We start from the raw sequence: 15,580 nt of genomic DNA, 5'->3' as shown, positions 1-15,580 counted from the left end.
CAGATCAAATTTTACGATGAGTAAAATTCGGTCTGCTTTCTTTTTATAACTTCTTCCGAAACCATGTAGAGATTATCTGCTTATAGAAGTAATATTAGTTGTTCGGAGTGAAGGTTGCGACTACTAGAAAGAGACTATAGGCCACAGGAAAGCGTTCACAGTAACGGAGAACAATGGCTACCCCAGTTAGGCGTTCTAGGAAAGACGAAGTTAGACGAAGCTCTTGGGCTCGCATCCATGGTCACAAATTTTAGAAAATATGCAGTACGAGGATGGCATCTCATTATATATTTTCAAGGCTCTGTTAAAGGCTAGGGTTGTTTTTTCGTGAAGCGATTTAGTTTGTGAAATGTTATACTTAAACTAATGAGGTAGTTTAGTTTAAGTAGTAGGTATTATTAAATGTAAGTGTTTATAAAGAGAAAGGGGTTATGACGTTGAGAAAAACAAAAGAAAAAAATGAATTATTTGAATGGATAAAGACAATAGGAATTGCACTTTTATTTGCATTTGGTATTCGATTTTTCCTATTTGAACCTATTGTGGTTGACGGTGCCTCTATGATGCCAACGTTTGAAAATGGTGACAAAGTAGTAGTGAACAAAATCGGACCAGAATTGATTGATTATCAAAGATTTGATGTAATTGTATTTGAAGCCAAAGAAGATACTAACTACATCAAACGTATTATTGGTATTCCTGGTGACCGCATTGCTTATGAAAACGATGAACTTTTTATTAACGGTGAGAGGTACGAAGAACCCTACTTAGAGGAATATAAAAAAGCTTTGTTAGACAATGATACACTTACTGGAGACTTTACATTAGAGGAAAAATTAGGTGAAACAACTGTACCAGATGGTACTTTTTTTGTACTAGGAGATAATCGCCGTGATAGCACAGATAGCAGGGACCCTCGTGTTGGATTTGTTTCAGAGGAAAAAATATTAGGTACCGCAAAAATAGTATTTTTACCCCTAGATAATTTAAAGATAATAAAATGATAAAGTGGTTTGTAAGTGAAATGAGGAAATATTTATTAAGCTAACGAGTGCTTTAGTAAAAACTCAGTATCAAAGTAAAATGAGCCAGGAGGAAATATCCTAGCTCATTTTTATGTGTATTTAAAATCAACCTTTACCTTTAACATAGCCACTTTCAAAATAAAACGCAAAAAGAGAATTCCACAAAGCAATTCTCTTTTTGCGTAAAATGAAACTAATTATGTACTAGCTTCGTTTTTATTCTCTTATAAGTAAAAGCAGAAAAAAAGACCTAGAAATTTTCTGTAAGTAAAAATTTTAGGTCTTTTTGATTTGGAAGATAAGTATGGTCCTAGTCTTGATTAATTAAAACTCATTTTCAATTAATCGAGAACTTTTGTAGGAGATATACTTACCAGTAGCTAGGCGTTCCTTCGTTTTATACTCGATTCGATCATGACATTCTTCGCACATATAAGTGTGAATAGGTCGGTTTCTTAATTTTTTTGCTAGTGGTAAATCAGAAGAAATTTCATCAATTCGATCACATATCACACATTGCACTTTCATATACAACACTCCTACTCTAATCGAAATGCAGTTACGTATCTAATCGGATCATTCAGGTTACTTCCATCTTTTTTTATAATATGGACGGGACCATCTTCACGAAGAGGCGTGCCCTTGTGACTAAATTTAACTAGAATATCATCCATTTCATCTAAGGAAATAGTATGATTTCCTTCGCTTGTTTCAATTATTAAGTGCTTTGCCTCTTTTAATGGTTCAGCATTTTGAATAAATGGTGTTAACTCAATGCCATAAGTGTTAGAAAGCATTTTAGTCTTTTCATATTTCTTTTCTGATTTTAATGTAGGGGGATTTGTAGATCCCTCTATAATCTCACGAGACCAATGAGCTGAAGTGACCTTTGTGTATTCCTCGTCTAAATCTTTATACTCATATTTACCTTCAAAAAACTCATCTAGGTCAATTCTACGATCATCAAAAATCCACACAGTGGGATCCAACGTTATATTAAATTTAACTGCTCCTGTAATAGGTATTATAAATTCCATGCAAATTGCCTCCTCTTAACTGTCTAATCTATATTAGTATACAGATAAAAGGTGAAATTTAAAAAGAATATTTCCTTTTCGATTAAACCTAAGCGAGAGAACACTTGCAATTTTTCCAATCAAAAGATACACTTTAGGGAGGTAAAGAACAAGAAATAATAATAATGGGGGCGTCCTCATGGATACTAATATAGAACTTTCCTATCAAGATAAAGCTTTAGTGCTCTTAAAAAAAGATGCTGAAAAAATTGCCCAATTGATAAAAGTGCAAATGGATAACTTAACAATGCCTCAATGCCCTCTTTATGAAGAGGTTTTAGACACGCAAATGTTTGGATTATCTCGTGAAATAGATTTCGCGGTAAAACTTGGACTTTTAGAAAAAAGTGAAGGTAAAGAGATTATTGCTTCACTTGAAAAAGAGTTGTCTGTTTTACACGAGATTCACACAGAAAAATAATGTTAAAACTCAAACAAGCAGACTGTTTGAGTTTTTTTCTATAAAGAAATTGAGGTCTTTCATATGAATGCTTATATAAAACGTTTTATTAAAAACTTTGACTATCCTGTATTTTTTGTTTACATCGCTCTTTGTTTATTCGGTCTAGTAATGATATATAGTGCGAGCATGGTTTGGTCCGTTGAAAGGTATGGATGGACCCCAGATTATTTCTTCAACAAGCAAAAGCTTAATTTGTTATTATCTTTGCCTGTGTTTTTTTTAGCTGCGTTGTTTCCGTACAAGCATTATAAGAGTCGATTTATGATGCAGTTGATGCTTGGAGTAATGTTTATCCTACTCATTCTCGTTCATTTTATTGGAGTAGGTGGAGAAAGTGGATCCCAAAGTTGGCTGAGTTTAGGTTTTGGTAATGTACAGCCATCAGAAATTGCTAAAATTGTAATAGTCTTATACTTTGCTAGTATCTTTACGAAAAAATATCAAAATGGAACCTTGGATAAGTTGAATGAGTCTGTAGGACCTCCTTTGTTAGTTTTATTTTTCGTATTTGTTCTCATTATGCTTGAAACTGATGTTGGAAATACAATGATTATAAGTTTTGTAGCCATATCTGTTATTGCTGCAAGCGGTATCAAATTTAAGTCATACTCCAAACTAATGGGATTAATTGGTATACTAATAGTTATTGCCTTAACTTTTATATATTTCTTAAAAGATTCGCTTCTGACAGAACGTAGGTTAGGTAGACTTGAAGCATTTTTCAATCCTTTTGATTATGAACAGGGCTTTGGCTACCAAATAGTAAATGGATATATTGCTATTGGATCAGGCGGGCTGACAGGGCTGGGCTTGGGAAATTCTAACCAAAAGTATGGATATTTACCAGAGCCACATACAGATTTTATCATGGCCATTATTGCTGAGGAGTTAGGCTTGGTAGGTGTTCTGATTGTGTTATGCGGTTTGTTCTTCCTAGTGTTTAAGGCGATAATGATTAGTATAAAAACTAGAGATCCTCAGGCTAGAATGATAGCTGCTGGAATCGCAAGCATCATAGGGTTTCAAACATTTGTCAACCTTGGCGGTATGCTTGGAATAATCCCGCTTACTGGTGTACCACTTCCTTTTATAAGTTACGGGGGGACCTCCATCATTATCTTATCTGCTGCCATTGGTATACTGATGAATGTGTCAATGTTTGTTAAACTTGAAAAGACTAAATCATAAGGAGTGTGCAATGGGATGAATAATATTAAAAAAATAGTAGTAGCAAATAGAGGCGAGATTGCTATTCGTATATTTCGTGCTTGTACCGAGTTAAATTTGCGTACCGTAGCTATTTATTCAAAAGAAGATAGCGGTTCCTTCCACCGCTTTAAATCAGATGAGTCTTACTTGGTGGGTAAAGATAAAAAACCGATCGATGCTTATCTAGACATTGAAGATATTATTCGCATTGCAAAAGAAAGTAAGGCCGATGCTATACATCCAGGCTACGGTTTTCTATCAGAAAACGTAGAGTTCGCAAAAAGATGTGAAGAAGAAGGCATTATTTTTATTGGTCCAACATCTAAGCATTTAGATATGTTTGGAGATAAGGTAAAGGCACGAGAACAAGCTGTAAAAGCTGGAATTCCTGTTATACCGGGAAGTGATGGACCACTAGAAGACTTGGAATCCATTCGTGATTTTGGTAAAAAGCATGGCTACCCTCTAATGATTAAAGCTTCTCTTGGTGGTGGTGGTCGTGGAATGAGAGTAGTACAAACTGAGGAAGATCTTGAGAGCGCTTACGATAGAGCAAAATCAGAAGCAAAAGCGGCTTTTGGCTCTGATGAGGTTTACGTAGAAAAGTGTGTATATGAGCCAAAGCATATTGAGGTTCAAATTTTAGGAGATAAAGAAGGAAACCTAATCCATCTATACGAGCGAGATTGTTCTATTCAACGTAGGCATCAAAAGGTTGTAGAGATTGCTCCTTCCAATTCATTAAGTCCTAAGTTAAGAGATGAAATATGTCAGGCAGCTGTAAAGTTGATGAATAATGTAGGTTATATAAATGCAGGAACTGTAGAATTTTTAGTGACGGATGATGAATATTATTTTATCGAAGTAAACCCACGCATCCAGGTAGAACATACGATTACAGAAATGATCACGGGAATAGATATTGTTCATGCTCAAATAAAAATAGCAGATGGGATCCCTTTAAATGCTCCTGAAATGGGTATACCTGACCAAGCTGACATTCCGTTATTTGGTTTTGCAATTCAATCGCGTGTAACTACTGAGGATCCTTTGAATAATTTCATGCCAGATACTGGTAAATTAGCCGTTTATCGTTCAGGAGGAGGATTTGGGGTCCGTCTAGATGCAGGTAATGGCTTCCAAGGTGCTATTATTTCTCCATATTATGATTCTTTGCTAGTAAAAGTTTCCACATGGGGAATGTCATTTAAAGAAGCAGCAGCTAAAATGGATCGGAATTTACAAGAATTCAGGATCCGTGGTATTAAAACAAACATACCATTCCTAGAAAATGTAGTTAAACACCCTTCGTTCCTGTCAGGGAAATTTAATACAAGTTTTATAGATTCTACACCTGAATTATTCCTGTTTCCTAAAAGAAAGGATAGAGGGACTAAACTATTAAATTACATTGGTAATGTAACGATTAATGGGTTTCCAGGTATAGAGAAAAAGATAAAACCAGAGTTCGGCTCGGTTAGAAAGCCAACTTTCGATTTATCCTCTAACCCACCAGCAGGGACAAAAGATATTTTAGATCAGCGAGGCGTTGATGGTCTGATTCAGTGGGTAAAGGAGCAGAAGGATGTTCTATTGACAGATACGACATTCCGAGATGCCCACCAGTCTTTACTTGCAACTCGAGTGCGCTCTTTCGATATGTTTAATATTGCCAAAGAATCTGCACATGGTATGCATAATCTTTTCTCATATGAAATGTGGGGAGGAGCAACGTTTGATGTAGCTTATCGCTTCTTGAAGGAAAATCCTTGGGACCGCTTGATCAAAATGCGTGAAATGATCCCAAACACTTTATTTCAAATGCTATTCCGAGGAGCAAATGCAGTAGGCTATAAAAACTATCCTGATAATGTGATTCGTGAATTTATAGCAAAATCTGCTGAAGCAGGAGTAGACGTATTCCGAATATTTGATAGCCTTAACTGGATAAAAGGAATGGAAGTAGCGATTGATGCTACGCGTCAATCCGGTAAGATTGCAGAGGCAGCTATTTGTTACACTGGAGACATTTTAAATGACTCTAGAGACAAATATACCGTTCAATACTATAAAGACATGGCAAAAGAGTTAGAGGCTTTAGGGGCTCATATTTTAGCGATTAAGGATATGGCAGGATTGTTAAAACCGGAAGCAGCCTATCGTTTAGTGTCAGAATTAAAAGAAAGCGTAGATATTCCAATCCATCTACATACACATGATACAAGTGGAAATGGTATTTATACTTATGCTAAAGCAATTGATGCTGGAGTAGATATTGTTGATACAGCATTGGGAACTATGGCTGGATTAACATCACAACCTAGTGCTAGTAGCTTAAGCTATGCCATGCAGGGATCTGGTCGCAATGTTATTGGTAATGTCGAAGCATTTGAAAAACTTTCTAGCTACTGGGAAGATGTTCGTAAATATTATCAAGACTTTGAAAGTGGCATGATTAGCCCGCATTCTGAAATATATGTCCATGAGATGCCTGGAGGTCAGTATAGCAATCTTCAGCAGCAAGCGAAGGCTGTAGGACTAGGGGATAGATGGGAAGAAGTAAAATCGATGTATTCACGAGTGAATCTTTTATTTGGAGACATCGTAAAGGTTACCCCTTCGTCTAAAATTGTTGGAGACATGGCTTTATTTATGGTTCAAAATAACCTAGATGAGCTATCCGTTGTTACGAGAGGGAAGAAAATTGACTTTCCAGACTCTGTTATCGAATTTTTTGAAGGATATATCGGACAACCTCATGGTGGTTTCCCTGAAGAGCTTCAAAAAGTGGTTTTAAAGGATCGTGAACCTATTACAGTGAGACCAGGTGAACTATTAGAGCCAGTAGACTTTAATGCGGTTAAAGAGCTTCTATTCAACAAATTAGAGCGTCCGGTAAATAGTCAGGAAATATTAGCTTATACTTTATATCCAAAAGTGTTTGATGAGTACTGTGCAACTGAGAAAAACTTCGGTGACGTCTCGGTTCTTGATACGCCTACTTTCTTGTATGGAATGAGACTGGGTGAGGAGATTGAGGTAGAAATAGAGGTTGGTAAAACCTTGATCATTAAACTAGTTTCAATTAGTAAACCAGACAAAGAAGGAAATAGAATTATCTATTTCGAGCTAAACGGCCAGCCACGGGAAATAACTATCCAGGATATGAACATGGAAGTTAGTAGTTTTTCTAAGCTTAAAGCTGAACCGTCTAATGAAAGCCACATTGGTGCTACTATGCCAGGAACTGTATTGAAAGTAGAGGTTGCCACGGGTGATGAAGTAAGACGTGGTCAGCATCTAATTATTACAGAAGCAATGAAAATGGAGACGACCGTCCAAGCTCCATTTGATGGCATTGTAAAAGCTATCCATGTAGGAGCAGGCGAAGCAATTGCAACCGGTGATTTATTAATTGAAATGGAAAAATAATAAGTAAAATAGCTTAAAGGTATCAGAGTTAAAATATATGATATCTAAGACTGTAGGCAAACACCGTGATTTATGGATTTTGCCTACAGTCTTTTCTTTTAAAAAGGAGATAAAGTTGATTACCAGATGCGAGCGAATCTTCTATAGGATATTAAGCAAGCTGGTAAGCTATTGGATTCTTTAGTCCATATATGTCTTTATTGAGTTGACCAATGAAAAAAAACGTAAGCATGCTAGAAGGATACTAGTCTGCTTACGTTTTTTTAAAAGAAAAGAAGAATCTTACTGCTAAGTCTATTTTACTTCTGTATTTAGTTGCTTGTTTTACTTCTCGATAACAATAATATGAGATAACATAACAAACCAAATAAAAGAGAAATAAATAAAGAATGAAGTAAGGCGATATAAAGGTTTAATTTAGTTAATACTACAACCATACCTGTAACTACCTGGCAGGACACAAGTATGAGGGAAATAATCCAGCCCCAGTAGATTGCACGTTGATCCTTATAGTTCTTGATGACATGAATAGCAATGATTAAAATCCAGATAAAGATTAGGCCGGCAGCTGCTCTGTGCCCCATTTGAACCCATTCATACATATTGGTTGGTAAGGCAAAGCTATCATTGTTACATAGTGGCCAGTCATTACAGATTAAACTTGACTCGGTATGACGAACTAATGCCCCCGTGTATATAACAATGTAGGAATATAAGGCCACGCCAATGGTATGAAATCTCAGTGTCTTACCGATTTTAATCTTATCAGTATCAAATTTTCTGTCTACCTCGAAAATTAGAAGTGTCAAAAGTAATACTGCTGCAAAGGAAATTAGGGAAATTCCAAAATGAAGTGCGAGGATAAAGTCGCCCTGTCCCCATTTAACTTGAGCGGCTCCGATTAATGCTTGCAACACAAGGAAAAAGAAAGCCATAAAGGATAAGAACTTAGTCTCACGAACATGACCCAATGCGCGCCAAGCCCATACGGATAATGCTACAATTAATATTCCAACTGCCCCTGTAACTAGGCGATGTGAAAACTCAATTAAAACTTCAGCGGTAATTACATCTGGTATAAGCTGTCCATTACAGCCAGGCCAATGTCTACCACAACCCATGCCGCTGTCAGTCTTTGTAACAAGTGCTCCACCTAAAAGAATTAGGAGCATACCAATTGTTGAAGCTACAGCTAGCCATTTTAAATATTTGTTTATATGCAATACGTCACCTACTTTATGTATATATTGCTCGCTTAATAAAAGCGGTATCTGCTACTAGATAATATCGAAACCTGAGCAAAAATACAATGTAAAACAACGAAACACTTAAATAAGACAAACTCTATTCACAAATTGTTCATAAAATCGTTAATTAGTATTCACACATGAGGGGGGCAAATGATTTACTATTGATATGTTCAGTTTAGAAACATAAATTACTAGGTACTATTATGCGAAAATTCTTTTCAGTGTAGAAATATGTTATAGTTTTCGCTATAGTATAAGGTAGCGGAATATGCTTACAACTTTGAAAGGAGGGTGCAGCATGTCAAATGGTCATACTATAACCGCTACGACCAAAACCGACAGAGATCCGGTAACTTCTTCTTTTTTGAAAGACTTCCTTTCATTGATTAAAATTGGAATTGTCAATTCTAATTTAGTTACTACTTTTACAGGTTTATGGTTAGCTTTCCAGTTTACGAATACAAACTTTCTTCACGAGCTAGATTTATTGTTTTTCACGCTTTTTGGTTCCGCGTTAATAATTGCAGGTTCCGCTGCGATGAACAATTTTATCGATCGTGATATCGACCCAGTGATGAAGAGTAAGAAGGGTAGACCAACTGTCACAGGTAGATTTAACCCGACAGCCGTGCTCATTACTTCTTTCACGTTTTTAGTTGTAGGTGAGGCTTTCTTATTTATGGCATCTACTTCCGCAGGTATATGGGGATTAGCTGGTATAATCAGTTATGTCGTTTTGTACTCTATGTGGTCGAAAAGAAAGCATGTCAGTAATACTATTGTGGGTAGTATCTCTGGTGCAATCCCACCGGTAATCGGCTGGGCGGCTGTAGAGCCAGGTTTAAGTTTAGGAGCATTAGGCTTGTTCTTCATTATGTTTGCTTGGCAACCACCTCATTTCTACGCTTTGGCTATGAAACGTGTGGAAGAATACCGTGCAGCTAATATTCCAATGCTACCTGTAGTCAAAGGTTTCAAGCGTACAAAGGTTTCTATGCTACTGTGGGTGATTTTACTATTCCCACTTCCACTATTTTTGATGGAACTAGGAACAGCTTTTGTTGTACTTGCAACAGCGTTAAACATTGGATGGCTAGTTTTAGCTGTTAAAGGATTTAAAGTAGAAGACGATATTAAATGGGCGACTAAAATGTTCGTTTATTCATTGAACTACATGACAATTCTATTTGTATCAATGATTATCTTCTCTATGTTTGTTTAATTTTTGGGATTCTTTCTTAGTCAACAAGAATTCATATAAAAGAACCACAGTCCAAATGTACTTGAAAACAATAATGAAAGAGGGGTTTGATTTAGCTATGATGAAAGGGCTTAAAAAATGGCGACTTTTTTCACTGTTAGCAGCTCTTACGATTTTTCTGTCGGGTTGTGGCGAAGAATATTTATCAACGCTATCACCTGCGGGAGAAGTCGGAAGAGATCAATTTAATCTATTACTACTAGCATCAGCTATTATGGCATTAGTTATTATAGTAGTAGTGATAATTTATGTAATTGCTCTAACGAGATATAGTCGCAAAAAGGTTGGAGAAGATGTGATTCCTAAACAGGTTGAAGGAAGTCACACACTTGAAATTATTTGGACAGTTATTCCAATTATACTTTTAGTTATTCTTGCAATTCCAACTGTTTATTACACGTATAAGCATGCAGATGTTGCAGCTATGGATCAAGTGGATGAAGAAGGAAACAAAACAAACCTAACAGTAAACGTAACTGCAAAGTTATACTGGTGGGAATTTGAGTATCCGGACTTAGGAATAGTAACTGCACAAGAACTAGTTGTTCCTACAGATGAGCAAGTATTCTTCAATTTGAAGGCTGCTGATGTAAAACACTCATTCTGGATTCCATCAATCGGTGGTAAATTAGATACAAACGTTGAAAACGTAAACAAATTCTACCTTGTATTCGATAAAGAATCTGCAGGATTAGAAGATGGAGTTTTCTACGGAAAATGTGCTGAATTATGTGGACCATCCCATGCATTAATGGACTTTAAAGTAAAATCAATGAATCGTGAAGATTTCAATGAGTGGGCAGAAGCAATGAAAACCACTGTACATACTGCAGAAGGGGATCTTGCTCAACAAGGGGAAGAATTATTCCAAACAGCTACTTGTATTGGATGTCACGCAACTGGTGGCGAAGGTATGGCTGGTCAAATGGGACCAAGCTTAGCTACATTTGGAGATCGTAACCGCGTAGCAGGCTTCATGGAACACAATAAAGAAAATATAAAAAAATGGATCAGTGATCCTCAAGAGTATAAACCAGGTAACATCATGCCTGCTGATGAACAATTAAATGGCGGTAAACCATTTACAGACGAGCAATTAGATGCTCTTGCAGAATACTTAATGGGACTATCTATTGAAAAATAATTCCATAGATAAAAATGAGGGAGGTAAAAAGTTGTGAGTTCTATAGCTAAGAAAAAAGGCTTTGGCGCAACTTTATGGGACTATTTGACAACAGTAGACCATAAAAAGATTGCTGTCCTGTATCTCGCTGCCGGTGGTTTGTTCTTCGTAATCGGTGGTATCGAGGCAATGCTTATTCGTATCCAATTGGCTAAACCGGATAACGACTTTGTAAGTGCAGGTCTTTTCAATGAAATTATAACAATGCATGGTACAACGATGATTTTCCTTGCAGCCATGCCGATATTATTTGGTTATATGAATGCCGTCGTGCCACTACAAATCGGTGCACGTGACGTAGCATTCCCGTTCTTAAACGCACTTGGATTTTGGTTATTCTTATTTGGTGGTATCTTCCTAAACCTTTCTTGGTTTATGGGTGGAGCTCCTGATGCTGGTTGGACTTCTTATGCATCACTGTCCTTAGCATCCCCTGGTCACGGTATTGACTTCTATGCACTCGGACTACAAATATCCGGTGCTGGTACGTATATTGCCGGGATTAACTTCCTTGTAACAATTATTAATATGCGTGCGCCTGGTATGACTTATATGCGTATGCCATTGTTCACTTGGACTACATTTGTGGCAAGTGCATTAATTTTATTTGCATTCCCACCACTTACAATCGGTCTTTTCTTCCTTATCATCGACCGTATGTTTGGAGGACAATTCTTCAACCATGAAATGGGAGGAAATACAATTATCTGGGAGCATTTATTCTGGATATTTGGACATCCTGAGGTATATATTCTGATTTTACCTGCTTTCGGTATTTTCTCAGAAATCTTCTCATTATTTGCTCGTAAACGTCTATTTGGATATTCATCCATGGTATTTGCGACAGTATTGATTGGATTCTTAGGATTCATGGTTTGGGCCCATCACATGTTTACAGTTGGATTAGGGCCAACAGCTAACGCAATTTTTGCAGTTGCAACAATGGCAATTGCTGTACCAACTGGTATGAAAATATTTAACTGGCTGCTTACAATTTGGGGAGGAAGTATTAAAGTTACAGTTCCGATGCTTTACGCATTAGGATTTATCCCTTCATTCGTAGCAGGTGGTGTAACTGGTGTCATGCAAGCCGCGGCTCCACTTGACTACCAAGTACATGATTCTTACTTTATCGTTGCCCATTTCCATTATGTAATCGTTGGTGGGGTAGTACTAGCTATCTTAGCTGCATTACATTTATATTGGCCTTTAATGTTCAACCAAATGTTAAGTGAAAAATTAGGTAAGTGGACTTTCTGGTTCTTCTTTATCGGTTTCCATCTAACATTCTTTGTTCAACATTTCTTAGGATTAATGGGTATGCCACGTCGTGTATTCACTTTTGGAGCAGATCAAGGTTGGGACTTATTCAACGCAATCAGTTCCGGTGGTGCCGTATTTATGGCAATCGGTGTAATTATCCTTGTAATTAATATCATTATGACAATTGCTAAAAATGAAAAAGTTGGAAATGACCCTTGGGAAGATGGACGTACATTGGAGTGGGCTATTCCACAACCAATTCCATTCTACAACTTTAAACAAACTCCACTAGTTCGTGGTTTAGATACTTTCTGGATTGAAAAACAAGAAGGAAACAAAGAAGGCATGACATATGCAGAGCCAATTTCGGATATCCATATGCCTAACAATTCTTTCATTCCTTTCGTAATGACATTAGGTTTATTTATCGCAGCGTTCGGTGCACTTTACAATGGCGAAAAAGATTGGGCTGTTCCAGTATTAGTACTAGGACTTGCAATTACAGTTGCTTCTATGGCTGTTCGTTCATTGAAAGACGACCACGGATATCACATTCATAAAGAAGATTTAATGAATGACAAAGGGGGTAAATAAGATGGACGTGAATAAAAAGTACACCCCACAAACTTGGCCAGATCATCCAGAACAAGCAACAATGGAAGGTAAGAATAAATTCTTAGGTTTCTGGTTGTTCTTAGCCGGTGAAACTGTACTATTTTCTAGTTTGTTTGCTACTTATTTAGCCCTTAAAAATAAAGGGCCAGAGGGTATGGAATTCAGTACAAATACGTTATTTGAATTACCTCTAGTTTTTATCATGACAATGATTCTGTTAACTTCATCGTTAACAAGTGTTTATGCTATGTACCATATGAAAAACCATAATTTCCGCGGTACACAAACTTGGATGGCTATTACTGTAGTGTTAGGTCTAGTTTTCCTAGGATTAGAAATTTATGAGTTCAATCACTATGTACATTTAGGATTCCACTATGGACAAAGTGCTTTCTCAACAGCTTTCTTTACTTTAGTTGGTACTCACGGTCTTCACGTAGTTATTGGTTTAGGATGGATCATCTTATTACTTCTACGTAATGCTAAACGTGGATTCAACTTATACAATGCACCAAAATATTATACTGCATCTTTATACTGGCACTTTATTGACGTTGTGTGGGTATTCATCTTTACAGTAGTATACTTGATGGGAGTGGTGAACTAATGTCTTCACATGACAATCATGTTTACGTTAGATCTCAAACTGAATTTGAATATTTGAAGCGAAAAAGAAGAGAGAATATGCGTACACAAGTAACGACATTCTCTATCATGATTTTCTTGACGTTAATTTCATTTACAGCAGTAGTAGCAGATTTCTCAAAATACTACATTATCCCAATCATTTTATTGTTAGCTGCAGTTCAAGTAGTGTTACAACTTTACTACTTCATGCATATGAGTGAAAAAAATCATAACATTCCTGCTTATTTCATCTATTTTGCAGCAATGGTTGGTTTTACATTCCTACTAACTTTCATAACAATTGTTTGGTGGTAATACTAAAAGAGCTAAGATTTTTCTTAGCTCTTTTTTTTTAGATAAAATAACTTCATAATTCCTGTTTTAATATAAAAATACGGACTAAATTCAACTTCTGGGATGCTTTCCAGGTGCACGTTATGATATATTATCTGCACCAATGGAGGTGACGCCTGTCTCTGAATCATTAATAGAACTGATCGTGCAATTAACCGGCAGAGAGTGATTCATGAAATTTGATTTCATTATAATCGCCTTTATATCTAAATCAATGTGTGACAGTCTGTCACAAATTTTATAATAGTAATAATTGTCATAGTTCGTTCATTTGATGTTAATTGAACTGCCCTATATAATAGGGGTAGCAACTTAAAAAGGAGCGTATAAGTATGTCTATTAGCATATTCGGCTTCCAAGCTTTATGGAGTCCTATTCTTTTAGGATTATTAGTTTGTATAGCTATTTTATATTTCTTGATTACTGTCAAATGGAGAAATGACTTTAAAGTTTCCGAGCCACTAAAAAGAAAAGAAGCAATTTATTTTATTTCTGGTTTAGTTCTTTTATATATTGTAAAAGGCTCTCCTATGGATTTAATGGCACATATCATGTTTACATTCCATATGGTTCAGATGGCACTTCTGTTATTACTAGTACCACCCTTACTTATGAAAGGGATTCCATGGTGGGTATGGAAAGTGGTTCTTGAGTTACCGGTATTAAGAAAGCTCATTCCTTTCTTTACAAAGCCGCTGTTATCATTAGTATTATTTACTATGACTTTCTCGTTGTATCATATTCCTTTGGTTTTTGATGCTATTAAGATGAACGAGGTTCTTCACGGGGCTTATACTTTAATGCTATTTTTAACGGCTGTCTTTATGTGGTGGTCCATTGTGGACGTGCTGGTGTCGGAAAAAAAATTACATGGCCTAAAGAAAATTGGTTTTATCGTTGCGAGTGCAGTATTAATCACCCCAGCGTGTGCACTAATCATTTTCTCAAATAGTCCAATGTATGACACATATACAGACTCTGATGTTTGGTTAAAGAACATGGAGTTATGTGTACCTACAGATACATTAGCCGGTCTAAACCTATCTGGTCCTGAGTTGTTCTCTAACTTAGATCCACTAGAGGATCAACAGCTGGGCGGAATAGTAATGAAAATTATTCAAGAAATTATATATGCTGCATTCTTATTCTCCATCTTCTTTGCATGGTATAAAAATGAGCAGGATAATGCAGATCAAATAACTCAAAAAGCATTAGACGACTTAAAGGTACAAGCTAAACTATAATTTTTATATATGAGGAGAATGAGAATGAGTGTTCCAGTATTACCTACAATCAGCACATTTTTTATTGTTTTAAGTGCTGTGCTTGTTGCGGTTGGTTGGATTTTAGTTAAGCAGAGAAAAATAGAAGCTCATAAAAAAACAATGTTTGCAGCCGCAATCTCAGCGCTTACGTTTTTCATAATTTATGTGTCTCGAACATTATTTATAGGAAATACAGCCTTTGGTGGGCCGGATGATATTAAAATTTACTATACGGTATTTTTAATATTCCATATTATTTTAGCCACTACTGGGGCAGTATTTGGATTAGTTACAATTTATTTAGGATATAAGAACAATATAAAGAAACACCGTAAGCTTGGACCTATTACTAGTGTTATATGGTTCTTTGTCGCAATCACAGGAGTGGCAGTGTATTCATTGCTTTATATATTCTATAAAGGTGGGGACACAACCTCCGTGTTCAAAGCAATTCTCGGTGGATAATAACTTATATTCCTTGTAGTTAGTAGACTCATTTCTAAGCAAGGGAATTTCAATAAGAAATAGAATGACAAGGCTTGGGGTAAAATTAGTCT

At 36.3% G+C, this 15,580-nt stretch carries 14 protein-coding genes; 11 read left to right on the top strand and 3 right to left on the bottom strand.

Annotated features, from left to right (window positions below; genetic code table 11):
• Nucleotides 1-437: 437 nt before the first annotated feature.
• Nucleotides 438-1,004, top strand: a complete 567-nt coding sequence (lepB, locus tag M3627_RS03555; RefSeq protein ID WP_251552955.1) for a signal peptidase I — start codon at nt 438-440, stop codon at nt 1,002-1,004.
• Between the two features lie 345 nt (nt 1,005-1,349).
• On the opposite strand, the gene M3627_RS03550 is transcribed toward lepB, so the two are convergent.
• The gene (locus tag M3627_RS03550; RefSeq protein WP_169358941.1) at nt 1,350-1,553 is read right to left on the bottom strand and encodes a YlaI family protein; all 204 of its coding nucleotides are present in this window, start codon (nt 1,551-1,553) and stop codon (nt 1,350-1,352) included.
• An 11-nt stretch (nt 1,554-1,564) separates the two neighbouring features.
• Nucleotides 1,565-2,062, bottom strand: a complete 498-nt coding sequence (locus tag M3627_RS03545; protein ID WP_251552954.1) for a peptidyl-prolyl cis-trans isomerase — start codon at nt 2,060-2,062, stop codon at nt 1,565-1,567.
• A 178-nt stretch (nt 2,063-2,240) separates the two neighbouring features.
• Here M3627_RS03545 and M3627_RS03540 point away from each other — a divergent pair, with 178 nt between their 5' ends.
• The 3 genes from M3627_RS03540 (at nt 2,241) to pyc (ending at nt 7,205) form a co-directional block, all read left to right on the top strand.
• The gene (locus M3627_RS03540) at nt 2,241-2,522 is read left to right on the top strand and encodes an Fpa/YlaN family protein (RefSeq protein WP_169358943.1); all 282 of its coding nucleotides are present in this window, start codon (nt 2,241-2,243) and stop codon (nt 2,520-2,522) included.
• A gap of 63 nt (nt 2,523-2,585) precedes the next feature.
• A complete protein-coding gene (locus tag M3627_RS03535) occupies nt 2,586-3,752 on the top strand; it encodes an FtsW/RodA/SpoVE family cell cycle protein (protein WP_251552953.1) in 1,167 nt (388 codons plus the stop codon).
• Between the two features lie 15 nt (nt 3,753-3,767).
• Nucleotides 3,768-7,205, top strand: a complete 3,438-nt coding sequence (gene pyc / locus M3627_RS03530) for a pyruvate carboxylase (RefSeq protein ID WP_251552952.1) — start codon at nt 3,768-3,770, stop codon at nt 7,203-7,205.
• 311 nt (nt 7,206-7,516) lie between these two features.
• Here the strand turns inward: pyc and M3627_RS03525 are convergent, their stop codons facing one another.
• The gene (locus M3627_RS03525) at nt 7,517-8,428 is read right to left on the bottom strand and encodes a COX15/CtaA family protein (protein WP_205964009.1); all 912 of its coding nucleotides are present in this window, start codon (nt 8,426-8,428) and stop codon (nt 7,517-7,519) included.
• A 325-nt stretch (nt 8,429-8,753) separates the two neighbouring features.
• Here M3627_RS03525 and cyoE point away from each other — a divergent pair, with 325 nt between their 5' ends.
• The 7 genes from cyoE to M3627_RS03490 all read left to right on the top strand — a co-directional run bounded on the left by cyoE (nt 8,754) and on the right by M3627_RS03490 (nt 15,488).
• Entirely contained in the window at nt 8,754-9,677 is a 924-nt protein-coding gene (cyoE, locus tag M3627_RS03520) for a heme o synthase (RefSeq protein ID WP_169358946.1), read from the top strand.
• 97 nt (nt 9,678-9,774) lie between these two features.
• Nucleotides 9,775-10,860 (top strand): cytochrome c oxidase subunit II, encoded by a 1,086-nt coding sequence (gene coxB, locus M3627_RS03515; RefSeq protein WP_169358947.1) that lies wholly within the window; start codon nt 9,775-9,777, stop codon nt 10,858-10,860.
• Between the two features lie 33 nt (nt 10,861-10,893).
• On the top strand, nt 10,894-12,756 hold the full coding sequence (locus M3627_RS03510) for a cbb3-type cytochrome c oxidase subunit I (RefSeq protein WP_169358948.1): 1,863 nt from the start codon (nt 10,894-10,896) through the stop codon (nt 12,754-12,756).
• Nucleotide 12,757: 1 nt separating this feature from the next.
• Nucleotides 12,758-13,384 (top strand): cytochrome c oxidase subunit 3, encoded by a 627-nt coding sequence (locus tag M3627_RS03505; RefSeq protein WP_169358949.1) that lies wholly within the window; start codon nt 12,758-12,760, stop codon nt 13,382-13,384.
• Complete coding sequence (ctaF, locus tag M3627_RS03500) at nt 13,384-13,719, top strand: cytochrome c oxidase subunit IVB (protein ID WP_169358950.1); 336 nt, start codon at nt 13,384-13,386, stop codon at nt 13,717-13,719. Before M3627_RS03505 ends, ctaF begins: the two co-directional genes overlap by 1 nt.
• 371 nt (nt 13,720-14,090) lie before the next feature.
• Nucleotides 14,091-15,002, top strand: coding sequence for a cytochrome c oxidase assembly factor CtaG (gene ctaG / locus M3627_RS03495; protein WP_251552951.1), 912 nt, complete (start codon nt 14,091-14,093; stop codon nt 15,000-15,002).
• Nucleotides 15,003-15,026: 24 nt separating this feature from the next.
• Entirely contained in the window at nt 15,027-15,488 is a 462-nt protein-coding gene (locus M3627_RS03490) for a DUF420 domain-containing protein (RefSeq protein WP_169358952.1), read from the top strand.
• Nucleotides 15,489-15,580: the final 92 nt, after the last annotated feature.

It is taken from the genome of Psychrobacillus sp. MER TA 171 (assembly GCF_023713305.1).
GTDB lineage: Bacteria > Bacillota > Bacilli > Bacillales_A > Planococcaceae > Psychrobacillus.
Note: the sequence above shows the minus strand (reverse complement) of the source record. Positions and strands in the feature narration are given on the sequence as shown.